Annotated in this window: 27 protein-coding genes; 15 read left to right on the forward strand and 12 right to left on the reverse strand. The window is 72.2% G+C overall.

Annotation, left to right across the window (positions count from 1 at the left end):
- The 8 genes from ABZ857_RS33445 to ABZ857_RS33480 form a co-directional block, all read right to left on the reverse strand.
- Positions 1 to 2040, reverse strand: a 2040-nt coding sequence (locus tag ABZ857_RS33445) for a DUF222 domain-containing protein (RefSeq protein ID WP_357051177.1), incomplete at its 3' end; no start/stop codon positions are given.
- Positions 2041 to 2394: 354 nt separating this feature from the next.
- Positions 2395 to 3498, reverse strand: a complete 1104-nt coding sequence (locus ABZ857_RS33450; protein WP_357051180.1) for a cysteine--tRNA ligase — start codon at positions 3496 to 3498, stop codon at positions 2395 to 2397.
- Between the two features lie 72 nt (positions 3499 to 3570).
- Positions 3571 to 5436, reverse strand: coding sequence for a sigma factor-like helix-turn-helix DNA-binding protein (locus ABZ857_RS33455; RefSeq protein ID WP_357051183.1), 1866 nt, complete (start codon positions 5434 to 5436; stop codon positions 3571 to 3573).
- 55 nt (positions 5437 to 5491) lie between these two features.
- Positions 5492 to 7552, reverse strand: coding sequence for a UvrD-helicase domain-containing protein (locus ABZ857_RS33460; protein ID WP_357051186.1), 2061 nt, complete (start codon positions 7550 to 7552; stop codon positions 5492 to 5494).
- A gap of 3 nt (positions 7553 to 7555) precedes the next feature.
- A complete protein-coding gene (locus tag ABZ857_RS33465) occupies positions 7556 to 9169 on the reverse strand; it encodes a hypothetical protein (RefSeq protein ID WP_357051189.1) in 1614 nt (537 codons plus the stop codon).
- A gap of 63 nt (positions 9170 to 9232) precedes the next feature.
- Positions 9233 to 10009 (reverse strand): class I SAM-dependent methyltransferase, encoded by a 777-nt coding sequence (locus ABZ857_RS33470; protein WP_183542493.1) that lies wholly within the window; start codon positions 10007 to 10009, stop codon positions 9233 to 9235.
- Between the two features lie 125 nt (positions 10010 to 10134).
- A complete protein-coding gene (locus tag ABZ857_RS33475) occupies positions 10135 to 11226 on the reverse strand; it encodes an ABC transporter substrate-binding protein (RefSeq protein WP_357051192.1) in 1092 nt (363 codons plus the stop codon).
- 86 nt (positions 11227 to 11312) lie between these two features.
- Positions 11313 to 11546, reverse strand: a complete 234-nt coding sequence (locus tag ABZ857_RS33480; protein ID WP_357051195.1) for a hypothetical protein — start codon at positions 11544 to 11546, stop codon at positions 11313 to 11315.
- Between the two features lie 97 nt (positions 11547 to 11643).
- On the opposite strand from ABZ857_RS33480, the gene fdxA reads away from it, so the two are divergent.
- The 7 genes from fdxA to ABZ857_RS33515 all read left to right on the forward strand — a co-directional run bounded on the left by fdxA (position 11644) and on the right by ABZ857_RS33515 (position 17214).
- Entirely contained in the window at positions 11644 to 11970 is a 327-nt protein-coding gene (gene fdxA, locus ABZ857_RS33485; RefSeq protein ID WP_357051198.1) for a ferredoxin, read from the forward strand.
- Between the two features lie 44 nt (positions 11971 to 12014).
- Positions 12015 to 13094 (forward strand): succinyldiaminopimelate transaminase, encoded by a 1080-nt coding sequence (gene dapC, locus ABZ857_RS33490; RefSeq protein WP_357051201.1) that lies wholly within the window; start codon positions 12015 to 12017, stop codon positions 13092 to 13094.
- 11 nt (positions 13095 to 13105) lie between these two features.
- Entirely contained in the window at positions 13106 to 13738 is a 633-nt protein-coding gene (locus ABZ857_RS33495; RefSeq protein WP_357051204.1) for a DUF4178 domain-containing protein, read from the forward strand.
- Positions 13739 to 13759: 21 nt separating this feature from the next.
- Positions 13760 to 14560, forward strand: coding sequence for a hypothetical protein (locus ABZ857_RS33500; RefSeq protein WP_357051207.1), 801 nt, complete (start codon positions 13760 to 13762; stop codon positions 14558 to 14560).
- Between the two features lie 24 nt (positions 14561 to 14584).
- A complete protein-coding gene (gene dapE / locus ABZ857_RS33505; RefSeq protein WP_357051210.1) occupies positions 14585 to 15640 on the forward strand; it encodes a succinyl-diaminopimelate desuccinylase in 1056 nt (351 codons plus the stop codon).
- 239 nt (positions 15641 to 15879) lie between these two features.
- Entirely contained in the window at positions 15880 to 16626 is a 747-nt protein-coding gene (locus ABZ857_RS33510; protein ID WP_357051213.1) for a TIGR00730 family Rossman fold protein, read from the forward strand.
- Between the two features lie 9 nt (positions 16627 to 16635).
- Positions 16636 to 17214 carry a TIGR00730 family Rossman fold protein gene (locus ABZ857_RS33515; protein WP_357051216.1) on the forward strand — a complete coding sequence of 193 codons (579 nt, stop codon included), beginning with the start codon at positions 16636 to 16638 and terminating at the stop codon, positions 17212 to 17214.
- 8 nt (positions 17215 to 17222) lie between these two features.
- Here ABZ857_RS33515 and ABZ857_RS33520 read toward each other — a convergent pair whose 3' ends face one another.
- Complete coding sequence (locus ABZ857_RS33520) at positions 17223 to 17495, reverse strand: hypothetical protein (RefSeq protein WP_357051219.1); 273 nt, start codon at positions 17493 to 17495, stop codon at positions 17223 to 17225.
- 43 nt (positions 17496 to 17538) lie between these two features.
- On the opposite strand from ABZ857_RS33520, the gene ABZ857_RS33525 reads away from it, so the two are divergent.
- Both ABZ857_RS33525 and ABZ857_RS33530 read left to right on the forward strand, forming a co-directional pair.
- Positions 17539 to 17985 (forward strand): hypothetical protein, encoded by a 447-nt coding sequence (locus ABZ857_RS33525; protein ID WP_357051222.1) that lies wholly within the window; start codon positions 17539 to 17541, stop codon positions 17983 to 17985.
- Between the two features lie 4 nt (positions 17986 to 17989).
- The gene (locus tag ABZ857_RS33530) at positions 17990 to 18595 is read left to right on the forward strand and encodes a DNA-3-methyladenine glycosylase I (RefSeq protein ID WP_357051225.1); all 606 of its coding nucleotides are present in this window, start codon (positions 17990 to 17992) and stop codon (positions 18593 to 18595) included.
- Here ABZ857_RS33530 and ABZ857_RS33535 read toward each other — a convergent pair.
- Together ABZ857_RS33535 and ABZ857_RS33540 are read right to left on the reverse strand one after the other, a co-directional pair.
- The gene (locus ABZ857_RS33535; RefSeq protein ID WP_357051227.1) at positions 18576 to 19370 is read right to left on the reverse strand and encodes an enoyl-CoA hydratase-related protein; all 795 of its coding nucleotides are present in this window, start codon (positions 19368 to 19370) and stop codon (positions 18576 to 18578) included. The genes ABZ857_RS33530 and ABZ857_RS33535 overlap by 20 nt on opposite strands.
- Complete coding sequence (locus ABZ857_RS33540; RefSeq protein ID WP_357051229.1) at positions 19357 to 20130, reverse strand: PaaX family transcriptional regulator C-terminal domain-containing protein; 774 nt, start codon at positions 20128 to 20130, stop codon at positions 19357 to 19359. The genes ABZ857_RS33535 and ABZ857_RS33540 overlap by 14 nt, the downstream gene beginning before the upstream one ends.
- A 180-nt stretch (positions 20131 to 20310) precedes the next feature.
- Here ABZ857_RS33540 and ABZ857_RS33545 point away from each other — a divergent pair, with 180 nt between their 5' ends.
- The 3 genes from ABZ857_RS33545 to ABZ857_RS33555 all read left to right on the forward strand — a co-directional run bounded on the left by ABZ857_RS33545 (position 20311) and on the right by ABZ857_RS33555 (position 22494).
- Positions 20311 to 20478, forward strand: a complete 168-nt coding sequence (locus ABZ857_RS33545) for a DUF3117 domain-containing protein (RefSeq protein WP_076433904.1) — start codon at positions 20311 to 20313, stop codon at positions 20476 to 20478.
- Positions 20479 to 20557: 79 nt separating this feature from the next.
- Positions 20558 to 21994, forward strand: coding sequence for a leucyl aminopeptidase (locus tag ABZ857_RS33550; protein ID WP_357051232.1), 1437 nt, complete (start codon positions 20558 to 20560; stop codon positions 21992 to 21994).
- A gap of 101 nt (positions 21995 to 22095) precedes the next feature.
- Entirely contained in the window at positions 22096 to 22494 is a 399-nt protein-coding gene (locus ABZ857_RS33555) for a hypothetical protein (protein ID WP_357051234.1), read from the forward strand.
- A 33-nt stretch (positions 22495 to 22527) separates the two neighbouring features.
- Here ABZ857_RS33555 and ABZ857_RS33560 read toward each other — a convergent pair whose 3' ends face one another.
- Entirely contained in the window at positions 22528 to 23157 is a 630-nt protein-coding gene (locus ABZ857_RS33560) for an O-methyltransferase (RefSeq protein ID WP_357051237.1), read from the reverse strand.
- A 185-nt stretch (positions 23158 to 23342) separates the two neighbouring features.
- On the opposite strand from ABZ857_RS33560, the gene sigE reads away from it, so the two are divergent.
- From sigE to ABZ857_RS33575, 3 genes are all read left to right on the forward strand, one after another.
- A complete protein-coding gene (gene sigE / locus ABZ857_RS33565; protein WP_079319394.1) occupies positions 23343 to 23951 on the forward strand; it encodes an RNA polymerase sigma factor SigE in 609 nt (202 codons plus the stop codon).
- Entirely contained in the window at positions 23948 to 24511 is a 564-nt protein-coding gene (locus tag ABZ857_RS33570; protein ID WP_357051240.1) for a zf-HC2 domain-containing protein, read from the forward strand. The genes sigE and ABZ857_RS33570 overlap by 4 nt, the downstream gene beginning before the upstream one ends.
- A 106-nt stretch (positions 24512 to 24617) precedes the next feature.
- Positions 24618 to 25973, forward strand: a complete 1356-nt coding sequence (locus ABZ857_RS33575) for a trypsin-like peptidase domain-containing protein (RefSeq protein WP_357051243.1) — start codon at positions 24618 to 24620, stop codon at positions 25971 to 25973.
- Positions 25974 to 26007 lie beyond the last annotated feature (34 nt).

Genomic DNA, 26007 nt, shown 5'->3' on the forward strand with positions numbered 1-26007 from the left:
AGGCCGGTGCCCGGCGTGGGTGTGACGCACAGCGGCGTCCTCGGGAGGAGGATCCGGCTGCACTGCATGCGGAGGCGCTGCCTGCGGAGGCGCTGTGTGCGGAGGCGCTGCCTGCGGACGCGCGCCACCGCCGCCGGGAAACTCGGCGTCGGCCATCTGGTCAGGACACCCAGGGCCGGTGGCTTCCGCCTCACCGGCGACGCTGTCCTCCACCTCGGCGAGGGCGCCATCGTCCCCTGTCGCGAGGGCGCGGTCGTCCCCCGTCGCGGGGGCCCGGTTCTGCCCCTCGGCACGGGCGCAGTCCTCGCCCTTGACGGGTGCGGTGTCGCCGCACTCGGCAGAGGCGGTGCTCACGGTGTCGTTCGGCCCGCGCCCACCGGCCCGCTGCTGACCGGCCCCGGAGCCGCCGGCCTCCTCACCGCACAGGCCGGTGGCAGCAAGGTCGGCACTCTCGGCAGCGGCGTCCACAGCCGCACCGGCCCCGGCCTCTGCACCGGCACCGCCCGGGTCGTCGGCGCTTCCGGTGTCGCGGAGGGCGCAGTCACCGGTGTCTTCGGGGGTGCAGTCACCGGTGTCGCGGGAGTCGCTGGCACTGGTGTCTTCGGGGGCGCTGGCGCCGGTGTCCTCGATATCGCCGCTGTCCTTGATGTCGCCGGGATCGTCGGCGCTTCCCGTGTCGCGGGGGTCGCTGGCGCCAGTGTCGCGGGGGTCGTGAGGAGCGCTGGCACCGCTGTCCTCGCTGGCACCGGTGTCCTCGGCGTCGCCGGGGGCCTCGATGTCGCAGGGGTCGGCGGCGCTTCCCGTGTCGCGGGGGTCGCTGGCACCGCTGTCCTCGCTGGCACCGGTGTCGCCGGGGGCGCTGGTGTCGGTGTCGCTCGTGTCGTCGGCGTGGGTGCTGTCGGCGGGAGTGGCGTCCTCGGGGTCGGCGGGGAGGGATTCGGCGTTGACCAGGACCAGAAGCTCGGTGGCGATCTTCTGCTCCAGCAGCGCGATCAGCGCGTCGGCCTGGCGGACCTGCAACGAACGGTCATCCCCCTCGGCCTTGGGTTTGGCGTAGGCGTCCAACAGGGCACGCAGCCGGGCGGCCGCCTCACGGGGCAGGTAGAACTCCCCCTCCAGCCCACCCCCCTTGCCGGGGCGGACCCTCAAAAACCGCCGCCCGTAATCGGCCTGCTCATCGCGTTCCTCCCCATCCGGGTCCAGCACCGCACGCAGATAACGCCCGGCCTTGGCCACCTCCGCCGGACCCGCCCTCCCCGCCAGCTCCAGCAAAAACGGCTCAACCAACCCGGCCTGCTCATCAGTCAACTGCGCGGTGGCGGCGCAGATCGCCTCCACCACCCCCGCGGACAGTCTCCCGGCGGCGAACGCCTCCCGCACCCCCGGCAGACGGGCCAGCTCCACCCCCAGAGTCAGCAGGCGCCCCGCCCCCGCCCCACTCATCCCCCCGGCCGTACGCAGCCAACTACGGGTCGAGGCATGCCCATGCTGCCTGGCCTGCCCCGCCCGATGCACCCGCCCCACCCGCTCCGCAAGAGCACACGTGATCCGATCCCGCGCGAACATCAACTCCTCAGCCTCACCCAGACAGACGTCCACATCCTCCGGAAGCGGCGTCAGCGCCAGCGCCTGCGCCGTTTCCCGAAGAGAACCCACCAGCACCCACGACGACCGGCCCCGACCAGCCCCGCCGGAACGCACCCCATCGGCACCGGCCCTCGCAGCGCTGTCGCCGGCAGCACCCTCGCCGGCAGCGCTGCCGGCACTGCCACTCGCGGCACAGCCACTCGCGGCACAGCTGTCACTGGCCCCGTCATTCTGCGCATCGGCTGGACCGTCATCGCCTGAGCCGTCATCGCCTGAGCCGTCATCGCCTGAGCGGTCATTGCCAACCGGGAAAGACCCAATGGTGCATTCGTCGCGAGCGAGCGAACCTTCGGAGGCCCACAGAGGGGAATCGGCGATCAACCGATCCCACCAGTCGCCGTCGGCATTATTCGAACGACGAGGGTGCTCGGCATCTGACCCGAACAGACCCATCACACCCCCTCAAGTGATTCGAAAACCTGTATGAATTCTTTCACGGTGTAGCGCCGCAGACACGCTCTGAGCGGCGAATTGTTGGAGCGACAGGTTGAGCCATGCCGCTGCAGATGGGCGCGGCGAACGAGCATGCGGGAAAGGAATTGACGCGGCTGCCGCGCCGTCCATGCAGCCGTCCATGCAGCCGTTCATGCAGCCGTTCATGCAGCCGCTGATGCCGCCGCCCATGCACACGGCACGCAAGCAGCTGTCGGCCTGCTCACGCGCGGACGTGATCGGCTGGCGGGCCCGTCCACGGGGGAGAAGTGCCTTTCAGGGGGAGAAATGCCGTCGGCGCGTGGGAAGTGCCCGTCAGATCCGGCCGATGTCCGCGGGCAGGTCGAGGGCGAGCACGTGGTCGAAGTGGAGGAAGGTCTCGAACTTGGACCCCGGCGCGACCGACTCATCGGCCTCCATGTCGCGCAGCAGGCGTAGCGCCCCCGGCGTGTCGAGGTCGTCGTCCAGCGCCCGCTGGACGCGCTCGGCGTGGGCGTCGTCGATCGGGCGGCTCGGTGACTCCGCCCACTCGGCCACCCGCCGCCGCAGCCGCCGCAGTTCCTCGTCGGCGGCGCGAAGGCCGTCCCAGGTGAGGTCGACCGGCCGCCGGTAGTGGTGCTCCAGCAGGGCCAGCCGTACGGCGAGGGGATCGAGACCGGCGGCGACGACGCCGGACAACGGCACGATGTCCCCGGTGCCGGCCGGGCGGCCCTCGAACAGCAGGTGTCCGGAGTGCGCCCAGTGGGCGGCGGCCTCCTGACCTGTCGCGGCGTTCGACTGGGCCCGCGCCCTCTCGTGGTGGGGGAAGCACAGGTCGGCCCCGCCCACGTACAGGTCGAAGCGCGGGCCGAGGAACCGCAGGGGTGTGGCCGAGCACTCCAGGTCGCGGCCGGGCAGCCCGCGGCCCCAGGGCGCGTCCCACACCGCTCCGGCGTCGCCGGCCGGTTCTCCCGGAGGCTCCCACAGGGGCCAGTCGGACGCGGAGCCCGGCTTGCCGGAGATCTCGCCGTACGTGGGGAAGGACGCCGCGTCGAAGAACACCGCCCCCTCCGGGGTGGCGTACGCGTGGCCGCGCTCGATGAGCCGTCCGATGAGCTCGATCACCAGGCCCATCGTCTCGCTGGTCCTGGGGGAGTGCTCGGGGGCGCGCATGTTGAGCGCGAGCGTGTCGGCGTCGAGAGACGCGCCGTCGCCGTCACCGCCGTCTCGGTGAACGAGGTCGGAGACGTTACGGCAGGCGAGCACCCGCAGCCCGGCGCGTTCGGCGACGCGGCGGACCAGGTCGGCGAGCAGGGCGGGGCGCAGGTCGGCGAGGCCGGCGGGCCCGTGCGCGGCGCAGGTGTACATCCGCAGGATCCGCGAACCGGCCGGGGCGACGGGCACGACCTGGCGGGTCAGGGTGTCGTGGAGCCGCAACATGCTCCGAGCCTACGCGGCACCCCCGACATCCCGTCCCCGGCCCCTGATCAACGTCCTCACATCGGAGAACTCTCAGGTCAGGAAGCGCATGATGTCGCGGTCGCCGCGTTCGCGGAGGCGGTCGAGGATCTCCTCGCGGGTGACCCCCTCCGGCAGGCCGATGCGGGCACCGATGAGCCGCAGGCCCTCGGCCTCCGACGCCACCGGGGCGGTGTAGCCGATCAGGTGCAGCGCCTGGTTGATCGCGGGCAGCCCGGCCGCCGCCACGGGCAGGAAACGGGTCAGCAGTTCGCCGCCGTCGGAGACCGTGAGGAAGACGTGGTCGCCCTCGGACGCGTTGTATTCGGCGAGAACGTTCCTGATCGAGCCGATGGTCGGCTGGTTGTGCCAGCTGATCACCACCTCGCCCGACGCGGTGGAGGCGGTGAGCTGGCCGCCGGGCGCCATGCCCAGGTGCGCGGCGAAGCCGGTCGGCAGTGGGGAGCCCGAGCCGCGCAGGTGCTCGGCGTTCACGTCCACCCGATGCCACCAGCGGCCGTCCCTGCTGCGGAAGCAGCGGCGGGTCATCGAGACGTCGCGGCGCGGCTGGTACGGCTCGGCCTGGTCCTGGGCGGCCACTCTGATGTAGCCGCGCTGGGTCCGCTCGAACCCGGGCCCTCCGGCGTACGCCCTGATGGAGCTCTCGCTCACGTCGTAGCGGGAGGTCAGGTTGTCCACGACCGTGCTCACGGACGCCTCACCGCCCGCGCGCTCGATCTCCCGGATGATCATTTCCCGGATGCCGAGGTACTCGTCGCCGCCCCAGCGCCGCAGGCCGTACTTGCTGCGGTCGAGCCGGATGAACCGCTCGTCGGAGGCGAGCTGGTTGCGGATGCCGACGATGCTGTATTCCTCGCCGATGCGGGCCTGGATCTCCTCGGGGGTGAGCGGGACGCGGGCGACCGCCAGCACGGCCTCCGCCTTGTCGCCCATGCTGCGCGGCCAGGGGACGACGTGGCCCTCCATGACCCGCAGGTGCGGCACCGACGCCAGCCAGCGCTCGGCGACGTCCTCCCGGATGCCGAGCTGGGCGACGAGGGAGACCGCCTCCTCCAGCGGCCGGGGGCCGTCGGTGAACAGCTGCCGCGTCTTCTCCCTGAGCTCGTCCGCGCCGCCCGCGACCAGCCAGCCGTCCACCTGGTCGTACCCGGTCAGGAGCGTACGGACGAACCGCCAGGCGGGGATCGCGAGCGTGATCAGCTCGGTGCGGTGCCACGGGACGGCCGCGGCGAGGTCGTCGGCGGGCACGGCAGAGCCCAACCGGGTGCGCAGCCAGGACAGGTGGGCGTTCAGCGGCGTGGCGGACGGGCCGTTCAGCCAGTCCATCACGTGGTCGCGCAGGTCGCGCTCGATCTGCCGGATGCGCTCGCGGGTGACCGAGAAGCGCTGGGCCAGCTCGTCCAGTGTGGCCCGCTGGGCCTGGCCGGGGTGTTGCGAGGTGTCGAAGTAGAGCCGGTCGCGCGCGATGGCCCGCTGGCGGTCGTCCAGCCGGGCGAAGATCTCGTCGATGATCTCCGGCATCGGCCGCTCGGGGAGGGCCGGCGGGACCGGCGCCCCGGCGGGCTCCCGCGCCGGCTCGGTGGCCAGCAGCTTGTCGATCACGTCGACGTACAGCTCGTGGACGCTCTCCCGTGGGCCGGGCGTCTGGAGGCTCTCCTCGGGGTGGGTGAACCTCAGCAGCGGGAGGATGTCGCCGAGGACCAGGTGCGCCCAGCAGGCGATGGTGAGGTCGGCGAGCCGGGAGGCGACCTGGCCGGTCCCCACCGCCGCACAGGCCCGGTCGAGGGGGAGCGCCTGCCACCACGCGTCGGGAAGACCGGGGTCGCTCGCGATCGGCTCTACCTGACTGGGCGCGGTCCAGCGCAGCGGAGGCACGATGTCGCTAAGGCTGAGATTCATGCAGGTCCAACCGGCAAGGGGAATATATCCGCAGTTCAGACTAGGGGATCGGTCGTCAGGCCGGGATGAAGGGACTGGCGCGCCCCGAATAGGACACGTAGAGCAACTCCCCCGCCCGCGTGCACGCCACGTAGAGCAGCCCCCGTTCGCGTTGCAGATCGTGCGCCCGGGCCGTCGGGTCCTCGTCGGCCGGGGTCAGCGCGTCCGGCGCCGGCACGATTCCGTCAGCCACGCCTATCACGGCCACCCGGCGGAATTCCAGCCCTTTCATGCCATGAAGCGAGGTGACTTTGACCGTGATGCCCGCTTCGCGTAGTGCGGTGCGGGCGGTACGCACGAGGTCAGAGGTGCGCGCGGCCACCGCGATCTGGGCGGTCGGCACGCCCTCCTCCAGCCATTCGGCCACGGTGGAGACGAGTCCGGCGATCTCCGCCTCCGCGTTCACGTACTCGCGCACCATCGGACGCGTGCCGAAGTCCAGCGCGCGGTAGCCGTACATCGCGGCGTTGCCCGCGACCAGGCCGTCGGCCGGACCGCCGCCGCGCAGGCGCACTCCCCACGACAGGATCTCGTCGGGCAGCCGGTGGGAGATCTTCAGGTGGAACCTGCGGGCGGGGATGCCGACGTCCGCCAGCGCGACCCGCGTGTCGAACATGCGCTGGTGCGGGTCTCCCACGATGAACAGGTCGTTCGGGGCGGCGGGAACCGCCGCCCGCAGCAGCCGCCACTGGGCCGGGTGCAGGTCCTGCGCCTCGTCCACCACGATGTGCCGGTACGGCTCCCGCCCCGGCGCCTCGTCGCCCAGCAGGTCGCCCACGGCCCGCCCGAGCAGGCCCGCCGCCTCGGAGGCGAGCTGGAGCAGGGTGCGCCGGCCGGACTCGCGCAGCCGCCGTACGACCTGCTGGACGGCCTCCCACACCATCGTCCTGGCCTCGGCGTCCAGGGAGACGCCGCGGCCGGGCCGGGCGGCGGCCTGGTACTCCTCCAGCGTCCGAAGGTCCTGCGCGAGGATCACCTGCTCCCACTCGCGCAGCAGGAACGCGCTGCCGAAGCGCCCGACGGCCGCCTCCTGCCACAGCTCGGCCAGGTCGTCGGAGGAGACGAGGGCGGGGGCGCGGCCCTCCGCCTCCGCGACGATGCGGTGCGCGAGCCTGTCGACGTTGCCCACCTCGACGCGCTTGCGGACCACCTCGTCGTTGATGATCATGTCGAGCCGTGCGGACAGCTCGGTCGCGAGGCTCTGGGAGAACGTGACCAGCAGCACCGGGCCGGTGGCCGCGCGGGCCAGCAGGGCCGCCCGGTGCAGCGCGATGACCGTCTTGCCGGTGCCCGCGCCCCCGGTGATCAGCACCGGCTGCTCGTACGCCGGCCAGTTGGCGTACGTGTGCTGCGGCGGGTACAGGAACGTGCACCAGGCGGGCAGCGTGAGGATGCGATCGAGTTCGGCGGCGTCGGCGGCGAACGCGGCCCGGGCGGGGCTGCGCCGCAGCGCCGCCAGGAGGTCCTCGGGGTCGATCTCGTCGGCGACGCGGGAGCGGCAGGTGTCCAGCTCGCGCCAGGCGGCCGCGAGCGAGCCGCCGCGGGCGAGCGCCGCGAGCGGCGCGTACTGGCTGTACGGGAGCAGCGGTTCCACGGCCGCGAGATGCGACTCCGACGTCATCAGCCGCAGCAGCGGCAGCAGGTGGGCGTCGACGCCGATGTTCAGCAGATCGGCGTCGCACCAGTTCTCGAACAGCGGCCGGCCGCCGGTCTCCGAGGCGCGGCGCAGGGCCGGCTCGATCCGCTCCAGGGCCTCGGCGTCCCAGGTCTCGACGATCCCGATGGCCGTGTTGACGCCGAACCTGTGCCGCTGCGCGTACGACCACGCCTCGGCGTCCGGCAGCACGGTGAGCAGCCAGTAGACGTCCTCCTGCCGCACCACCACCCCCCGGTGGCGGTCGGCGAGCCGCAGCGTGGCGACGCGGGGATCGCGGGAGTTGCGCACCCTCTCGGGGTGCGGCGCGGCGGACGCGTTCAGCAGGAACCGGCGTACCGCGACGGCGACGTCCCGGCGGACCGGCCGGGTGAGCGCGCCGAGCCCGCGCAGGAACTCCGGGGAGATCGCGAGCCGGGGCACGGGCTATCCCAGCAGGGTCAGCAGGTCGCGGTCCCCGCGTTCTCGCAGCCGCGCGAGGAGCTCGGGCCGCTCGACGGGTGCGGTGAGGCCGACGCGTGTCGCGATCACCCGCGCCGCCTGCTCGGGCGTGCCGCTCGCCGCGGTGTAGCCCACCAGGCGCAGTGCCCGGCTCGTCTCGTCGCCGCCGTTCGCCGCGGGCAGGTGCCGTATGCGCAGCGTGCCCTCCTCGGACAGGGTCAGGAAGATGTGGCTGCCCTCCTCGGCCGAGACCTCGCTGAGAATCCGCTGCAGGGAGGCCAGGGCCGGCCGCGCGTGCCAGGAGAGGCCGACCTCACCGGCCGCGCTGCGCACCGTGCGGTCCTCGCCCGGCGCGAGGCCGACGTACGCGGCGAACCCGCTCGGCAGCGGCACCTCGCCGCCGTGGAGGTGGTGGCCGGAGACGTCCACCCTGAGCCACCACCTGCCGTCCGGCTGCCGGAAGCACCGCCGGGTCAGCGCCACATCCTTGAGCCCGCCCTGCTGCCCGCCCGGCTGCCGGTCCTGCTGCCGGTCCTGCTGCCGGTCGGGGTCGATCTGGGACGCCTTCTGGGCGCGCAGTTGCGGCACGCTCTCCAGCCACTGCCTCGCCACGTCGGGACGGACGCCGAGAGAGCCGATCATCTCCAGCGCCTGCGGGACGGTCGGCGGTCGCTCGGCCGAGGCGATCAGGTTCCGCGTCCTCTCCCGCAGCTCCTCGATGTCGCCGGCCACCAGCCAGTCGCCGAAGAGGCGGTGGCCGGGGAGCGTGGCGAGCACGAACCGCCAGGCGGGCACCTCCAGTGAGGGCAGGTCGCGCCCGTGCCACTCGGCGGCCGTGACGAACCGCTCCTTCGGGAACGCGGCTCCGATCGTGCCGGTGAGCCGGGCCAGGTGCTCGTTGTACGGCGTCGCCTCCGGCAGCGCGAGCCAGCGGGACAGCCGGTCGCGCAGGGCCGCTTCGAGATCGTGGATGACGACGGGAGGGACCGCCAGCAGCTTCGCCAGCTGCTCGGGGTCGGACGGCTCGTCGGCGAAGACCCGGTTCTGCGCCACCATCCAGGTCTGGTCGTCCAGGTCGCTGAACGCCGCGTCGATCAGCGCGGGGATGTCCCGGATCTGTTCTTCCGGGGGATCGTCCGGCTCGGCGACCGGCCCGGCCGACTCGGCGACCGGCTCGGAGACCGGCTCGGCCTCCTCCGGGGACATCCGTAAGAACACGGCGGTGAACAGAGCGGCCAGCACGGGGCGGGCCTTGACGAACGGCTGGTCGGCCAGCTCCCGGCCGGACAGCGCGAGCAGGCCGTGCCACGACCCCGCCCGGTCGAGCGCGATCGCGACCTGGGGGTCGTCGGCCTCGTCGGGGTCCAGCACGTGCAGCGCGGGCAGCACGTCGCCGACGGCCGCCGCCGGCCAGTGGCCGAGCGCGAGCTCGGTGAGCAGATCGCCCAGCGCCTCGGCGTCCAGGACGGCGAGCACCCGGTGCAGGGGCAGCGTCCGCCACCAGGCGTCCGGCAGGCCGGGCCGGTCGGCCAGGGTCGTGATGCGGGCAGCGTCACTCCAGCGCAGCGGTGGCACGAGGTCACTCAGGCAGAAGTTCATGCTTTCCCCATCACTCACAAAGACCAGTCCATAGTCTGGCAAACCGCCTCGTCGTGGGAGAGGTCAGTGACGTTCCGCGGCGAAGCGGAGGCGGACGTAGTCGGCCATCCAGCCGGTTTCCCGGCGCAGGGCGGGGGCGGCCAGTTCGTTGACCCGGCGCAGCAGCGGCTCCACGGCCGCCGGGGGGACCCGGTCGAGCAGCGAGCCGGCGAACATCCTGACCCAGTCGGCGGCGCCGTTCGGGCACTCGTCGAGCGGGGTGGGGCGGTCGAAATACTCCAGCAGCCGGACCGTGAACCCGCCCTTCTCCAGGCGGTGGGCGTACTCGGCCGGGCTGGGGAAGTACCACGGCAGCTCGGGTTCGGGCAGACCGTACTCCCGCCAGGCGGTGAGCACGGCGGAGGTCAGCGCCGCGCAGTTGCCCGCGCCGCCCATCTCGGCGACGAACCTGCCGCCCGGCCGCAGCGCCTCCCGCACGCAGTCGATCACCGCGTCGGGGTCGCGGCTCATCCAGTGCAGCGCCGCGTTCGAGAAGACCGCGTCGTACGGCTGGGCGACGGTGAAGTCGTAGCCGTCGCCCACGGTGAAGTCGAGTCCGGGGTGGTGCGCGATGGCCTGCTCGATCATGGAGTGGGAGCCGTCGATGCCCAGCACGTGGGCGCCGCGCCTGGCGATGTCGGCGGTCAGTACGCCGGTGCCGCACCCGAGGTCGAGCACGCGCTCACCGGGGCGCGGGTCGAGCAGTTCCACCAGCGGCGCGCCCTGAGCCGAGACGTAGCCGAAGGAGCTGTCGTAGGCGCGAGCGTTCCATCGGGTGAGACTGGGAGTTTCGTACCTCAAGATCGGCTCGCATTCTGACACGTGGTGCCCGGTGTCGGGATTGCCGCAATCTCATGCCGACTTGTGAGACTGCTGGGATAACGACACACTTTACGGCTTCCGTCGCCTCCGCGAGATCAGGTGACTCAGCCGACCGTCTGGGCCCAGTGCGCGGTCACGTACGACTTGGCCTGGTCCTGCTCGGGGATGCTCAGGATCACCGGGTCGCCGGACGCCTCCGGCAGCCTGGCGGCGGCGTCCCCGTTCAGCGTGTCGCGCATCTCCATCGCCTCCATCCGGGCGGGCCGCGCGTACGCCTTGAGGAAGAGGTTCTGGCCCTCGTCGGACAGCAGGAACTCCTCCCACAGCCGGGCGGCGGCCGGGTGCGGCGCGTCGGCGCTGATCGCCTGCATGTAGTAGGAGGCGAGCACCTCGTTCTTCGGGATCGTCACCCGCCAGGCCGCCGCGCCGCGCCCGGAGGCGGCCCGCGCCGCGTTCATGAAGTCCCAGTCCACCACCGCGGTCGCCTGGTCGGGCCGGCCGAGCATGCCGCCCTTCTTCAGCCGCGCGAACAGGTCCACGCCCCGCGCGGCGTCCGGCAGCCCGTTGCCGAGCGAGGCGGCCATCACGGCGCTGAACGCCGAGGCCACCCGCCGCGGGTCGCCCGGCAGCGCCACCACCGTCCCCGGCCTGACCAGCGCGCCGTACGACGCGGGGGCGGGGACCTTCCTCGGGTCGTAGCCGATCGACATGTATCCGCCGTAGGCGGCGAACCAGCGTCCCCGCTGCTCCTTGGCCTCGTCGGGGATGTCCGCCCAGCCGGTCACCCGGTACGGCGCGAAGAGCTTGGCGTTGGCGACCGCGACCTCCAGGGTGAGGTCGAACACGTCCGGTGCCTGATTCGTCCCCTTCAGGCGGGCCGCGGTGTCGATCTCCTGCTTGCTGCTCGCCTCCGGCACGATCGAGGTCACCTTGATGCCGTACTTGTCGGAGAAGCGGGCGATGATCTCCTTGTAACCGACCCAGCCGCCCGGCAGGCCTACGACGGTGAGCGCGCCCTCCTTCTTGGCCGCCTCGACGAGCCTGTCCATAGTGCCGAACCCGGACTCCAGACTGTCGGCCCGGGGGTTCAGGGGCGGCAGCGGCTTGTCCGACGACGACGGCTTCGAGCACGCGGAGGCCGCGAAGAGGAGGACGGCCGCCGAGGAGATCGTCACGACGCAGGCACGTATGGTCACGCCGCGTATGCTCCCCGTGCCAGGGCGAGCGTGCGCGGCGGCGCGCTGGGGGATTACCGAGTCGGCGTCCGCAGCAGGCGCGGGGATTACCGGGCGGGCGGCGCGGGCGGCACGACCTTGGCCGCGGCCAGGGTGTCCTCGGCGATCTCGACGAGGCTTCCGTCCCGTTTCCGCACGGTGAGCACCCCGTCGCGCCAGGATTCCAACACGCCGACCGCGTCCCGGTGCCCTCCGGGCACTCTTCGCCGCGTCGTCACCCGTTTGCCCACGTCGGCAGGGGTGATGGCGACCACGAGACGGGCTACGAGCCGAGGGGCCACGACGATTGCCCCCCTCCTGTTACGGCTAGTCGGCAGGCACCGCAATACTAGGGCTAGCAACCCGCGGTCGAGCCGTGCAACCCAGAAGGAGCCCGAGGTGACGTACGTCATCGCGCAGCCTTGCGTGGACGTCCTGGACAAGGCGTGCATCGAGGAGTGCCCCGTCGATTGCATCTACGAGGGCGAACGCATGCTCTACATCCACCCCGACGAGTGCGTGGACTGCGGTGCGTGCGAGCCGGTGTGCCCCGTAGAGGCGATCTTCTACGAGGACGACCTTCCCGAGCAGTGGAAGGACTACTACAAGGCCAACGTCGATTTCTTCGAGGACCTGGGCTCGCCCGGCGGCGCCTCGAAGGTCGGCAAGGTCAACAAGGACCACCCGCTGATCGCGGCGCTCCCGCCGCAGAGCGAGGACCACTGACCGACGCCTGACCGGCGCGGTCCGTGACGACTGGGGGATTTTCTTTGCTTGCGTTGCCGGACTTCCCATGGGATCGGCTCGTGCCCTATCAGGACCTGGCGCGGGCGCATCCCGGCGGAATCGTCGACCTGTCGGTCGGCACGCCGGTCGACCCGGTGCCCCCGGTCGCCCGCGAGGCGCTCACCGCCGCCGCCGACAGCCCCGGCTATCCCCTGACGTACGGCACGCCGCGGCTGCGTGAGGCGGCCGCGGGCTGGCTGCGGCGGCGGCACGGCGTCACGGTCGACCCCGCGGACGTGCTGCCGACCATCGGCTCGAAGGAACTGGTGGCCTGGCTGCCGACGCTGCTCGGCGTGCGCCCGGGCGAGCGCGTGGTCTTCCCCGAGCTCGCCTATCCCACGTACGACGTGGGCGCGCGGCTGGCCGGGGCCGAGCCCTTCGCGACGGACGGGCTCCTCGCGCTGGGCCCCGAGCGGGTGCCCCTCGTGTGGGTGAACTCGCCGTCCAACCCCACCGGGCGCGTCCTGCCCGCCGAGCACCTGCGCAAGGTCGTCGCGTGGGCGCGCGAGCGCGGCGCCGTCGTCGCCTCCGACGAGTGCTACATCGAGCTGGGCTGGGAGGAGCAGCCGGTCTCCGTCCTCCACCCGGACGTGTGCGAGGGCTCCCACGAGAACCTGCTCGCGGTCCACTCGCTGTCGAAACGGTCGAACTTCGCCGGATACCGCGCCGGCTTCGTCGCCGGCGACCCCCGGCTCGTACGGCGGCTGCTGGAGGTGCGCAAGCACGCCGGCATGATGATGCCCGCCCCGGTCCAGGCCGCGACGGCGGCGGTGCTGGACGACGACGCGCACGCCGACGAGCAGCGGGAGCGGTACGCCCGGCGCAGGGCGGTGCTGCGGCCCGCGCTGGAGCGGGCCGGCTGGCGGGTCGAGCACTCGGCCGCCGGGCTCTACCTGTGGGCCACGAACGGCACCGGCTGCTGGGACCAGGTGCGCGCCCTGGCCGATAAGGGCATCCTCGTCGCGCCGGGCGAGTTCTACGGGGACTCCGGGCGCGGCCACGTCCGCATCGCCATCACCGCCACGGACGAGCGTGTCGATGCGGCGGTGAGCCGCCTCCAGTAGGATCGCGCGCCATGACTGCGATCGTGATCGTGCTGAGCCTCGCCGCGGTCGTCGTCGTGCTGGGCGCCTTCGCCGGGGCCCGGCGCAACCGCACGCGCGAGACGGTGCGCACCCCGCCCGCCGCTCCGGGAGAGTCCGCGCCACGTGATCCCGCGGCCGATGCCGGCTTCTTCGACCCCCGCACGATCAGGGTGGGCGACACTGTCTACGTGGAGGCCGCCCGCTACCGGGCCGTCGGCGCCCTGCACTGCACGATGCAGGGCGAGAAGTGGACGGAGTATCTGCTGGACGAGGGCGCCCGGCGCTACAACTGGCTGTCGGTGGAGGAACGGCCGGGCAAGGAGGGCGAGCCCCTCCACCTGGAGGTCCTGCTGTGGACCGACATGCCGACCCAGGGCATGGTGCCGGCCAAGCACATGCTGATCGTGGACGGCGTGGAGTTCTCTCCCATCGAGCGCGGCACGGCCGCCTTCCGCTCCGAGGGGACCACCGGGCTGCCCGAGCGCGGCCTGCTCGACTTCGCCGACTACCGGGCGGGCGACGGCCGCCTGCTGTCGTTCCAGCGAGTGCAGGGCGGTCAGTGGGAGTCGTCCTACGCCCGTCCGCTCACGCCCGGCTCCATCAGAGTGGATCGGCTGCCCTGATCACCCGGGTAGGTTCTCTACGTGGAAAGGCGCCTTACCAAACCCGTCGTGACCGTCATGGTCATCGTCATCCTGCTGGGTGCGGCCATCTTCTACGGCGCCTATCACCTGTTGAAGCGGACCGAGCCGTTCGCTCTTGGCGAACACTGCATGGTCAAGACCCCCGACGGCACGCTCGACCTCGACATCGAGCAGGCCCAGGTGGCCGCGACCATCGCCGCCGTCGCGGTGCGGCGCAAGCTCCCCGAGCGCGCCCTCCAGATCGCCTACGTCACCGCGATCCAGGAGTCCAAGCTGGCCAACCTGCCGTACGGCGACCGCGACTCGGTGGGCGTCTTCCAGCAGCGCCCCTCGCAGGGCTGGGGGACGGCCGAGCAGCTGCAGGACCCGGTCTACGCGGCGCGGAAGTTCTTCGCCGCGCTGGAGAAGGTGAAGCACTACCGGACCCTGCCGCTGCACGAGGCGGCCCAGGCGGTGCAGCGCTCCGCCGACGGCTCGGCCTACGCCGACCACGAGTACAACGCCAAGATCCTCTCGGCGGCGTTCATCGGACGCGTGCCCCAGGCCGTCCACTGCTGGTACCCCCCGTCCGACAAGCCGGTCACGTCGCGGCCCGCGGCCGCGCGCAAGCAGCTCGTGCGCGCGCTCGGCACGGACTCCGCGCCCAAGCGCGGCTGGCTGGTCGCCGCGTGGTACGTCACCCACGCGCAGAAGTACGGCCTGCGCCAGGTGCGCTTCGAGGGCGTCACCTGGACGGCCGCGAGCGGCCACGACGGCTGGCGCAAGGACACCAAGCCCGTCGCCACCGTGCAGATCGCGTGAGCCTGTGGATTAGGGTCGGATGGCATGCGGCTTGACCTTGCCCAGGACGTGGGCGCGCTGACGGCGCAACTGGTGGACATCGAATCGGTGAGCGGCGCGGAGAAGGCGCTGGCCGACGCCATCGAGGAGGCGCTCCGGCCGCTGCCCCACCTCACGGTGCTGCGGGACGGCGACGCGGTGGTGGCGCGGACCGACCTCGGCCGGGCCGAGCGGGTGGTGATCGCCGGGCACATCGACACGGTGCCGGTGGCGGGCAACCTGCCCAGCAGGGTCGAGGACGGCGTGCTGTACGGCTGCGGGACGTCCGACATGAAGAGCGGCGTGGCCGTGCAGCTCAAGCTCTGCCTGCTGGCGGAGCCGAACCGCGACCTGACCTTCGTCTTCTACGACTGCGAGGAGATCGAGGCCGAGCGGAGCGGCCTGCTGCGGCTCACCCGCACCCATCCCGAATGGATCACGGGTGACTTCGCGGTCGTGATGGAGCCGACCGACGGGCTGATCGAGGGCGGCTGCCAGGGCACGCTGCGCGCCGAGATCACGGTGAAGGGCGTGCGCGCGCACAGCGCCCGGTCGTGGGAGGGCGTCAACGCCGTCCACGGCATCGCGCCGGTTCTGGAGACCCTCTCCCGGTACGAGGCGCGGCGCCCGGTGGTGGACGGCCTCCGGTTCCGCGAGGGGCTCAACGCGGTGGGCGTACGCGGCGGAGTGGCCGGGAACGTGATCCCGGACGAGTGCGTGGTGACCGTCAACTACCGCTTCGCCCCCGACCGCACGCTGGAGGAGGCGTTCGCCCACGTCCAGGAGGTCTTCGACGGCTTCGACGTGCGGCTCACCGATGGAGCGCCGGGCGCGCGGCCGGGGCTGACCCACCCCGTCGCCGCGGCGTTCGCCGCCGCGATCGGCGGCACGCCCCGGGCCAAGCTCGGCTGGACCGACGTCGCGCGGTTCTCGGCCCTCGGAATGCCCGCGGTCAACTGCGGACCGGGCAACCCCGACATCGCGCACCAGGCGGGGGAGAACGTCAGCCTGGCCAGGATCACCGAGAGCGAGCGCCGGATGACGGCCTGGCTGACCGAGTGAACCAGCCGCAGAACCGCCCGTAGATAGAAGAAAGTGGCTCTCCTCGCCGGCCATTTGGCGGGGAAAGCCACTTTCGTCCCGAGCAGCACCCTCGTTCCTTAGACGGAGCCTCCTCGGCGACCGGTTCCATCCTTCCGCGGATCTTTTTCAAGATTCTTCCGGTGCGTTTGGGACGTGGAGTGACAGGGCAGTGCGTGCGTCTTGCACCGTTCCCGACCCGGACCGTTAGCGTGACCGTCATGAATCACACCCGACCCGAACGCCGGCAGGGCCCGTCGCTGGTCCGCGGCGGCCTCGTCCCGGAATCCACCCACGATCAGCGCCTGCTCGACCGCCGCGGCCCCACCGGCTGGCTGCACGAGGATCCCTGGCGGGTCCTGCGCATCCAGTCGGAGTTCGTCGAGGGCTTCGGCGCCCTGGCAGACCTTCCCCCGGCGGTGACCGTCTTCGGCTCGGCCCGCACCGGTCCCGACAGCCCCGAGTACGAACTCGGGGTGAAGGTCGGCGCGGCGCTCGCCAAGGCGGGCTACGCGGTGATCACCGGCGGCGGCCCCGGTGTGATGGAGGCGGCCAACAAGGGCGCACTCGAAGCCGGCGGCGTCTCGGTCGGCCTCGGCATCGAACTGCCGCACGAGCAGCGCCTCAACGACTACGTGGACCTCGGCATCGAGTTCCGCTACTTCTTCGTGCGCAAGACGATGTTCGTCAAGTACGCCAGCGGCTTCGTGGCCCTGCCCGGCGGGTTCGGGACGCTCGACGAGCTGTTCGAGGCGCTGACCCTGGTGCAGACGCGGAAGGTCACCTCGTTCCCGGTGATCATGATGGGCGTCGCCTTCTGGTCGCCGCTGATCGACTGGATCCGCGACACGCTGCTGACCACCGGAAAGATCTCGCCGCAGGACATCGAGCTGGTCTCGGTCACCGACGACCCCGACGAGGCCGTACGGCTCATCGTCGACGCGGATCGGCGCGCCGCCACTCAGTAGGGTTGCGGTGTGTTCGTCTGCGTGTACTGCTCGTCCAGCCAGAAGATCGACCGCAAGTACCTCGACCTCGCCCGGGAGGTCGGCGCCGAGCTGGCCCGCCGCGGCCACGGCCTCGTGAGCGGGGGCGCGATCGTCTCCTGCATGGGCGAGGTGGCCCGGGCCGTCCGCGACGGCGGCGGCCACACGGTCGGGGTGATCCCCCAGGCCCTGGTCGACATCGAGATCGCCGACACCGACTCCGACGAGCTGATCGTCACCGCCGACATGCGTGGGCGCAAGGGCGTCATGGACGCCAGGTCCGACGCGTTCCTCGTGCTCCCGGGCGGTATCGGCACGCTGGAGGAGCTGTTCGAGATCTGGACCTCCCGGGTGCTCGGCCTGCACGAGCGGCCGCTGGTCGTCCTCGACCCGTGGGGCCTGTACGGGCCGCTGCGCGACCTGGTCGACGGCATGTACGAGCAGGGCTTCACGCGGCCGAACGTGTTCGACGCGATCTCGTGGGCGACCACGGTGGAGGAGGCGCTCGACATGGTGGAGCGGCCCACCCTCCACCTCAGCCCCACGGGCGAGGAGCTCGGCGAGAGCTAGGAGAGCCGCTAGGCCAGGCCGCGGCGGGTCAGGGCGGGAGGCCGGCGGCCCAGCAGGGCCTCGGTCATGTCGAGGGCCTGCCGCACGTCGTGGGACGTCCGGAAGACGCTCGCGCCCGCCCAGGCGTAGGCGGCCGCGGCCGCGATCGCCTCGGTCTCGTCTTCGGGGAGCGTCACGACGACGGTGTGTCCCGCCCGGGCCAGCGCGGACGCCTCCGGCAGCGAGGCGGCCTCGATCCAGCCGGGCTCGGTCTCGTCGTCGGGCCCGATCACGCGCGTCATGCTTCCATGCTCGCACGCTGAAGAGTTGTGGCACGATTCGTATGTGCTGGTCGTACTCGTCATCGCCGGACTCGCCGTGATCGCCTGCGTGGTCATGGTCTCGCTGGGACACGGCGGCGAGATGGCGGAGTTCCCCCCCGACGTGTCGCCGCTCGACCTGCCGGCGGCCGGCCAGATGACTCCCGCCGACCTGATCGCGCTCAGGCTTCCGATCGGTCTCGTGGGCTACAGCACCCAGGCGGTGGACGAGACCCTGCACCGGGTCTCGGTCGCGCTCGGGGAGCGCGACACCCGCATCGCGGTGCTGGAGCAGCGCGTGGCCGAGTTATCGTATGCCCGGCCGCAGGCGCGCGAGGAGACGAAACCGGCCGAAACGCAACAGGCCGAAACGAAGCAGGCCGAAGACTCCGAGCGTCAGCCGGAGGCGCCCTCCGCGGCGGTCCGCGAGGGCTGGGACGGCGACCGCGCCGACGCGGAGGAGACCTGGTGACAGCGTGGTGACGGTGCACGACGACGGGGTGGTCCGCTGCGGATGGGCGGGCACGACCCCGGACTACATCGCCTATCACGACGAGGAGTGGGGCCGTCCGGTCCGCGGGGACGACCTCGTCTTCGAGCGGATCACCCTGGAGGCGTTCCAGTCCGGCCTGTCGTGGCTGACGATCCTGCGCAAGCGGGACAACTTCCGCAAGGCGTTCGCCGGGTTCTCGATCCCGGCGGTGGCGGCCTTCGACGAGGGCGACGTGGAGCGCCTGCTCGGCGACGCGGGCATCGTGCGCAACCGCGCCAAGATCGAGGCGGCCGTCGCCAACGCCCGCGCCGCCCTGGAGGTGGCGGGCGGGCTGTCGGCGCTGGTGTGGAAGTACGCCGAGGAGCCCGGCAGGGTCCCTGCCACCCTCGCCGACGTCCCGGCCCGCACCGCCGGCTCCACGGCGCTGGCCAAGGAGCTCAAGAAGCACGGCTTCCGCTTCGTCGGCCCCACCACGGCGTACGCCCTGATGCAGGCCATCGGACTGGTGAACGACCACGTGGCCGACTGCCACGTCCGCGAGGCCGTGAGCGCCCAGGTCAGCACGCAGGTCAGCGCCCTTCGAAGGTAGGCCTTTCCTTGTTGAGGAACGCCTTCGTCGCCGCCGCGTGGTCGGCGTTGGCCGCGCACTCGTCCTGAAGCTCCGCCTCCCGCTCCAGCGCCTCGGCGAGGGAGGACGACGCCGCGTGGTCCAGCGCCGCCTTGGTCGCGGCGTACGCCCGGGTGGGTCCCTGCGCGAGCCGTACGGCGAGGTCGCGGGCGGCGGACGCCAGCCGGTCGGCCGGGACCACCTCGCCCACCAGGCCGAGCTCCAGGGCCCTGGCGGCGTCCACGACGTCGCCGAGCAGCAGCATCTCCCTGGCGCGCGCGGGGCCGACGAGCCGCTGGAGGGTCCAGGACGCGCCGGAGTCGGGCGCGAGCCCGATCCCGGTGAACGCCATCGAGAATTTGGCGTTCTCCGCCGCCACGCGGAAGTCGCAGGCGAACGCCAGCGAGGCCCCCGCTCCGGCGGCCACCCCGTTGACGGCGGCCACGACGGGCTTGCCCATCGTGGCGACGGCCAGCACGATCGGGTTGTAGTGCTCGCGCACGGTGTTCGCCAGGCCGAGGCCCCGGTCGAGGTTGTCGGCGTGCTCGCGCAGGTCCTGCCCCGCGCAGAAGGCCCGGCCCGCGCCGGTCAGGAGCACGGCCCGCACCGACGCGTCGTCGGCGGCGCGCCGCACGGCCGCGAGCAGGCCGGTCTTCATCGCGACGGTCAGCGAGTTCATCGCGTCGGGGCGGTTCAGCGTGATCGTGGCGACGGCTTCGTCGACGTCATAACTCACGGTCATCTCAGGCGGCTCCATTCAGTGTGCGGTCCACGAACGCGGCGGCGGCGGGCAGCAGCCGGGTGGCCTCCTGCTCGAAGAAGGCGCGGGCCTTCTCACCCGGCCAGCCCGGCGGCAGCAGGTCGGCGGGCAGCCCGGGGTCCCGGAACAGGAAGTTGCGCCAGCCGTGCACCAGCCGGCTGCGGACGGCGAAGACCCGGTCGTCCGGGGCGTCGTCCGGCAGCGAGCCGACCAGGTCCGCGGCGCTGGCCAGCCAATCCTCGTACGCGCTGCCGATGGCGTCCAGGTCCCACGCGCGCGCGAGCAGGTCCCGCGGGTCGCCCTCGTACGCGGCGTCGAACCGATGGCCGGGAACCCGCAGCGCGTCGAGCTCCCGCGAGGGCCGCGGCCCGATCCAGGCCGTCTCCGACAGCGGGGCGTACCCGAGGAAGGCGAGGTCGGCACGCAGCCGCTCGCGCCGCGCCCGGTCCCTGACCGGTTCGAGCACCAGGACGTGCCAGCGGCCGCCCCAGGGTGCGTCGCCCCCGCGGTAGACGCGGGCCGCCGTCTCGTCGAGCCTGCGTTCGCACTTCGGCGTGACCGCGTACCCCGGTCCCTGCGGCAGCCGTACGGGATCGAGCCAGCCCTGTCTGACCATGCGGGATATCGCGGTCCTGACGGCCGGCGCCGCGATGTCGAGCGGCGCGAGCAGCCGCACGAGCGCGGCCACGGAGGCACGGCCGCCGCGGGTGCGAAGGTGGTCCCCATAGAGATCGAAAAGCGCGGCTCGGGCGTTCACCCCACCCAGTGTGGGGTCACGTCCGGTCCGCCCACAACGCGTGCCCCTTCGCATTGATCCATTGACCGGATCCCGGCCGTTACCTTTTTGAGCTCGGAGGCGGGATAATAGAACATCACAGAAACGTGAATACGCCGGTTACCCTCCGGGGCGGCCGACAACGCGGGAAGGGATACACGCATGGCGGCGATGAAGCCGCGGACCGGTGACGGTCCGCTGGAGGTCACCAAGGAAGGACGGGGCATCGTCATGCGGGTCCCTCTCGAAGGTGGCGGCCGACTCGTCGTGGAGCTGTCCGCGGACGAGGCCAGTGCCCTCGGTGATGCGCTGAAGAAGGTGGTCGGCTGACCTCTGTCAGCCGACCTGTTCGACTCACGGCCCTGGCGGCGGGTGATCCCGTCCCGGGGCCGCCCTGTTGGAGGTGGACGTGCCCATCGAGACCACGCCGGTCCTCACCGGTGCTCACGGTGCCGGGCCCGCGCCGGACGCCGACCTGGTGGCCGTGCCTTTCGGACCCGGACCGGCCCCCGCCGCGGCGCCCTGGCTGGAGTCTCCCGTGCCGGTGGACGCATTGCTGGCGCACTACGAGGCCAAGGGAGAGCCCGGCGAGGTCGTGGAGGTGCCCACCCTCCGGGACGGCGGTGTGCGGCGCGTCCTGCTGTACGGCACCGGCGACGGCTCGGCCGCCGCGCTGCGCAAGGCCGGGGCGGCCGTCGTGAGGCGGGCGAAGGGCCGGGCGTCGCTGTCGGTCGTCGTCCCGGCCGAGGGGGAGACGGCCGCCCTGGTCGAGGGCGCGCTGCTCGCGGCGTACACGTTCACCATCGGCAACGGCCGCACGAAGCCGGTGGGGGAGATCGTCTTCGTCGGCGGGGACGAGCGGGACCTGAAGCGCGGCGAGGCGGTCGCGCGGGCCACCGCGCTCGCCCGCGACCTCGTCAACACCCCGTCCTCGGTGAAGACGCCCGCCTGGCTCGCCGAGCAGGCCAAGGCGGTCGCCGCCGAGTCCGGGCTCGGCGTACGCGTGTGGGAGGAGCCCGAGCTCGGTGAGTTCGGCGGCATCCGGGCCGTCGGGCAGGGGTCGATCAGCCCGCCGTGCCTGGTCCAGCTCTCCTACACGCCGGAGAACCCGCGCGCCCACGTGGTGCTCGCCGGCAAGGGCATCACGTTCGACACCGGCGGCCTGTCCCTGAAGCCCACCGAGGGCATGAAGGCGATGAAGACCGACATGGCGGGCGGGGCCGCCGTCATCGCCGCGATGAGCGCGCTGGCGGCCTTCGAGGCGCCGGTGCGGGTCACCGGCCTCGTGGCGTGCGCGGAGAACTCCATCTCCGGCTCGGCGCAGCGGCCCGGAGACGTCATCACCCAGTACGGCGGGCGCACGGTCGAGGTGCTGAACACCGACGCCGAGGGCCGCCTGGTGCTGGCCGACGCGCTGGCGTACGCGGACGCCGAACTGGACCCGGACGTCGTGATCGACGTCGCCACGCTGACCGGCGCGGCCAAGGTCGCCCTCGGCGTGAACCTGGGCGCGCTCTACGCCACCGACGAGCCGCTGGCCGCCGCGCTGGCCGCCGCGGGGGAGGCGAGCGGGGAGCGGCTGTGGCGGATGCCGCTCGTCGAGGACTACCGTTCGGTGCTCGACTCCGACGTGGCCGACCTGGCCAACGTCGACAGGACGATGTCGGGTGCCGCCGGGTCGATCGCGGCGGCGCTGTTCCTGCGCGAGTTCACCGGCGGGCGGCCCTGGGCGCACCTGGACATCGCGGGGCCCGCACGGGCCGCTTCCGACGACGGCGAGATCACCAAGGGCGGCACCGGCTTCGGCGTCCGCCTGCTCCTCCGCTACCTCACCACCGTTCTGTGAACGGCGTCTGACCGCCGCCGCTGCGAACTTTCCGGCGACTTCCGCTCTCCAACTCCCTGGAGAAAAACACTGGAAGTCGCACAAAACGGAAAGGAACAGCGATGAAGAAGCAGCTGCTCGCCACGGCCGTCGCCGGTCTGGCCTTCGCCACCGCCACCGTCGGCACCGCCGCCTCCGCCTCGGCCTCGCCGCTCGCCACGGCGCGGATCAGCGACGGCCACGGCAACGCCCTGGCGGAGGCCACGCTGACCGACCGCGACACGGTCATCATCTGCGATCGCAGCACCGACCACCGCTACGCGATGGTCAAGATCCGCTACAAGGGTCACACCTACCGCTACATGAACTTCTACAAGAACGTCGACTGCGTCGAGCAGAAGACGAGGAAGATGAACAGCGGAACGATCGAGTTCTGGGCCTGTGTGAGCGAGCCGTACAAGCTGCGGTTCGCCCGCTGCGGGACGAAGCAGACCCTGATGAGGGCGTACAAGATGACATGAGAGCGCTCCGGCGGAGCGCTTGGCGGGCTGCGGTCAGCCGAGCTTGACGGCGGCCAGCAGGCCGGAGCCGAGCGGCAGCATCAGCGGGCGCAGCCGCTCGTCGTTCCTGACGAGCTTGCCCAGTTCGCGGATGGCGACCGTGTCGGGGTCCCGCTGGGTGGGGTCGGCCACCTGGTCGCCGCAGAAGGCGTCGCCGAAGACCACGACCCCGCCGCCGCGCAGGAGCCGCACCGACTCGGTGAGGTAGTCGATGTACTCCTGCTTGGCCGCGTCGCAGAAGACCATGTCGTAGCCGCCGTCGGCGAGTCGGGGGAGGACGTCGAGCGCGCGGCCGCCGATCAGGCGGATGCGGCTGCCGGAGAAACCGGCCTCCGCGAACGTCTGGCGGGCCATGCGCTGGTGCTCCGGCTCCACGTCAACGCTCGTGAGCGTGCCGTCCGGGCGCATGCCGCGCAGCAGCCACAGGCCGGAGACCCCGCACCCGGTGCCGACCTCCACCACCGAGCGCGCGTTCACCACGGTGGCGAGGAAGCAGAGCGCCGCTCCGCACCCGGGCAGGATCGGGCGCGCCCCGACCTCGATGCCCCGCCGGCGCGCGGTCCGCAGGATGTCGTCCTCCGGGACGAACTCCTCCGCGTACTCCAGGCTGGCCGGTGTCGCCATCGGCCTCTCCCTCCCCTGCTTCATCTTGGACGCAGCCTAGGGGAGTCGGACCGGAACGGGAACTCACGCCACAACGGGGACGTTGCACGCTTTGAACGGTCTTTGTTCGAGACCGCTCAGCCCGCGGTGCGCAGGAAGGGGCGAAACCAGGCACTATGGCTGTAGCGACGATCCTGCAGAGAGGAATGCCGGTGGACGAGCACGACCACCAGGCGGAGACTTCGGTGTCCGACTGGACGCCTCCCACCTGGGAGGAGGTCGTCCGAACTCATTCCGCTCGGGTATACCGGCTGGCGTACCGGCTGACGGGCAACGTCCACGACGCCGAGGACCTCACTCAGGAAGTCTTCGTCCGGGTCTTCCGGTCCCTGTCGAGCTACACCCCGGGCACGTTCGAGGGGTGGCTGCACCGGATCACGACGAACCTCTTCCTCGACATGGCGCGGCGCAGGCAGCGCATCCGCTTCGAGGGGCTGGCGGACGACGCCGCCGAGCGGCTGCACGGCCGCGAGCCGTCCCCGGCGCAGGCGTATGACGACGCGCACCTGGAGCCCGACATCCAGGCCGCGCTCGACGCCCTCGCGCCGGAGTTCCGGGCGGCCGTGGTGCTGTGCGACATCGAGGGACTGTCCTACGAGGAGATCGCCGCGACGCTCGGCGTGAAACTCGGCACGGTGCGCAGCCGCATCCACCGCGGCCGCGCCCAGCTGCGGGAGGCGCTCGACCACCGGGCGCCCTCCGCGAACCGGAACGGCGATCAAACCCCCCCTTCAATCAGCAGGGAGGGACTGTGAGTCATCTTGGCGAGCGCGTCTCCGCGCTCATCGACGGCGAACTCAGTCACAACGAGCGGGAGCGCGCGCTCGCGCACCTGACGTTCTGCGCGGACTGCCGCGCGGAGGTCGACGCGATGCGGGCGCTGAAGACCCGCCTGCGGTCCATGGATCCGCCCGCCATGCCGGCGGACCTCACCATGTCGCTGCTGCGCATGGCGGAGCCGGGAGGGCCGTTGCCGCCGCGGATGCGGCCCTTTCCCGACCATCCGGCCTTCGGCGCCGGGCGACTACCCGGCATGCACGCCGCCGGGCCGATGGACAACCGGCCCCGGGGCCGGGACGACGGACGATCGGGGCCGGGACGGCCCGGCAGGGTCAGACGGGCGGGATACGTCGCCGTGGGAATGGCCGGCGCCGCCGTCGCCCTCGGCACCATGCTCATGGCCGGTGGATCCACCGCCACCCCGAACCCGACGCCCGGCCAGATGTTCGTACAGCATCCCGCCCAGAACAGGGCGCCCGTGGTGAGCGTGTCGCCCACCCCGTCACCCAGCGTCACCAGGGGGCTTTCGCGCTGATCGGGGGAATCGGCATACGATCGGACACCGCAGCCGTCGTGTGCCGCTTTCCTCGTTACCGCGGCTGCCCAGCGGATGAGGCCGTGTGCGAGGAGTGACTGCCGCGATGACGGACAACACGCGTTCGTTCGGCGCGTCGGACCGGCCCGAGTTCCTTCCCGCGGGCGAGGAGCCCCCCCAGGGGCCCGCTGCGGGCCCGTGGGGCGCCCTGGGGCCGGAGGGGGTGCAGGAGGGGGCGCAGGAGGACTCTCCGGCCGGTCCTCCGCCTCTCACCGGCGCGTACGGCATGGGGCCCGGCTGGGTTCCGCCGCCGCTGTATCCCGTCGCGCCGCAGCGGGAGCCGCGCGGCCCGAACATCGCGCTGTACGCCGCCCTGGCCGTGGTCATCGCGCTCGTGGCGGGCGGGGTGGCGAGCTGGGGCACGTTCCTGCTGACGCGTCCGTCCTCCGGCATCGACCCCGGGTACGCGCTGAGCACGCCGTCGAAGCAGCCCACGGCCCGGCCGCCGGAGTCGGTGGCCGGGGTGGCCGCCAAGGTCCTGCCCAGCGTGGTCTCGCTGGAGGTCAAGGGCAACAGCGAGGCCGGCACCGGGTCGGGCTTCGTCATCAAGGGCGGCTACATCGTCACGAACAACCACGTCGTGGCGGTGGCGGGACAAGTCGGAGAGATCCGCATCCGCTACAACGACCGCACCTCCTCGGGGGCGCGCATCGTCGGCCGCGACCCCAACTCCGACATCGCGGTCGTGAAGCCCGACGGGCCCGTCAGGGCGCCTGAGCTGCCCCTCGGCAACTCCGACGGCGTGGTCGTGGGTGACCCCGTCATCGCGGTCGGCTCGCCCCTCGGCCTGACCGGCACGGTCACCACCGGCATCGTCAGCTCGCTCAACCGGCCCGTCGAGGCGGGCGGCAGCACCGGGTCCGACTACGCGCTCATCAACGCGATCCAGACGGACGCCGCCATCAACCCCGGCAACTCGGGCGGTCCCCTGGTCAACGCCGCGGGCGAGGTGATCGGGGTGAACTCGGCGATCGCCACCGTCGGCGGCTCCCTGCTGGGCCAGCAGTCCGGCAGCATCGGCCTCGGCTTCGCGATCCCGGTGAACCAGGCGCGCCGGATCGCCCAGGAGCTCATCACCACCGGAGCGGCCCGCACCTCCAGGATCGGCATCACGATCGACCAGAGCTACCAGGGCCAGGGGGTGCGGATCGCCACCCAGACGGAGGGCGGCGCCGCACCGGTCACGCCGGGAGGTCCGGCCGCGAAGGCGGGCCTGCGCCCGGGGGACGTCATCCTGGAGGTCGACGGCCAGCCGGTGAGCGACAGCCGGGAGCTGATCGTCACCATCCGCAGCAAGGCCCCGGGCGACCAGGTGCGGATCAAGTTCCGGCACGACGGCGAGGTGCGGACGGCGACGGTCACGGTCGGCGCGGCGCCCGCCCCCAGCGCGCGACCTTCATGAAGCCGGCCTCATGAAGCCGGCCTCATGAAGCCGG

Origin of the sequence: Microbispora sp. NPDC046933, assembly GCF_040644635.1 — a bacterium.
In the GTDB taxonomy this organism is placed as follows: domain Bacteria; phylum Actinomycetota; class Actinomycetes; order Streptosporangiales; family Streptosporangiaceae; genus Microbispora.

What these genes read in the sequence shown, in the direction of transcription:
- ABZ857_RS33455 (WP_357051183.1), bottom strand. Translation starts at nt 5,436, where the DNA reads ATGAATCTCAGCCTTAGCGACATCGTGCCTCCGCTGCGCTGGACCGCG.
- ABZ857_RS33560 (WP_357051237.1), bottom strand. Translation starts at nt 23,157, where the DNA reads ATGGCGACACCGGCCAGCCTGGAGTACGCGGAGGAGTTCGTCCCGGAG.
- ABZ857_RS33545 (WP_076433904.1), top strand. Translation starts at nt 20,311, where the DNA reads ATGGCGGCGATGAAGCCGCGGACCGGTGACGGTCCGCTGGAGGTCACC.
- ABZ857_RS33465 (WP_357051189.1), bottom strand. Translation starts at nt 9,169, where the DNA reads ATGAACTTCTGCCTGAGTGACCTCGTGCCACCGCTGCGCTGGAGTGAC.
- ABZ857_RS33520 (WP_357051219.1), bottom strand. Translation starts at nt 17,495, where the DNA reads ATGACGCGCGTGATCGGGCCCGACGACGAGACCGAGCCCGGCTGGATC.
- ABZ857_RS33510 (WP_357051213.1), top strand. Translation starts at nt 15,880, where the DNA reads ATGAATCACACCCGACCCGAACGCCGGCAGGGCCCGTCGCTGGTCCGC.
- ABZ857_RS33495 (WP_357051204.1), top strand. Translation starts at nt 13,106, where the DNA reads ATGACTGCGATCGTGATCGTGCTGAGCCTCGCCGCGGTCGTCGTCGTG.
- dapE (WP_357051210.1), top strand. Translation starts at nt 14,585, where the DNA reads ATGCGGCTTGACCTTGCCCAGGACGTGGGCGCGCTGACGGCGCAACTG.
- ABZ857_RS33535 (WP_357051227.1), bottom strand. Translation starts at nt 19,370, where the DNA reads ATGGAGCCGCCTGAGATGACCGTGAGTTATGACGTCGACGAAGCCGTC.
- ABZ857_RS33575 (WP_357051243.1), top strand. Translation starts at nt 24,618, where the DNA reads ATGACGGACAACACGCGTTCGTTCGGCGCGTCGGACCGGCCCGAGTTC.
- ABZ857_RS33450 (WP_357051180.1), bottom strand. Translation starts at nt 3,498, where the DNA reads ATGTTGCGGCTCCACGACACCCTGACCCGCCAGGTCGTGCCCGTCGCC.
- ABZ857_RS33555 (WP_357051234.1), top strand. Translation starts at nt 22,096, where the DNA reads ATGAAGAAGCAGCTGCTCGCCACGGCCGTCGCCGGTCTGGCCTTCGCC.
- sigE (WP_079319394.1), top strand. Translation starts at nt 23,343, where the DNA reads ATGCCGGTGGACGAGCACGACCACCAGGCGGAGACTTCGGTGTCCGAC.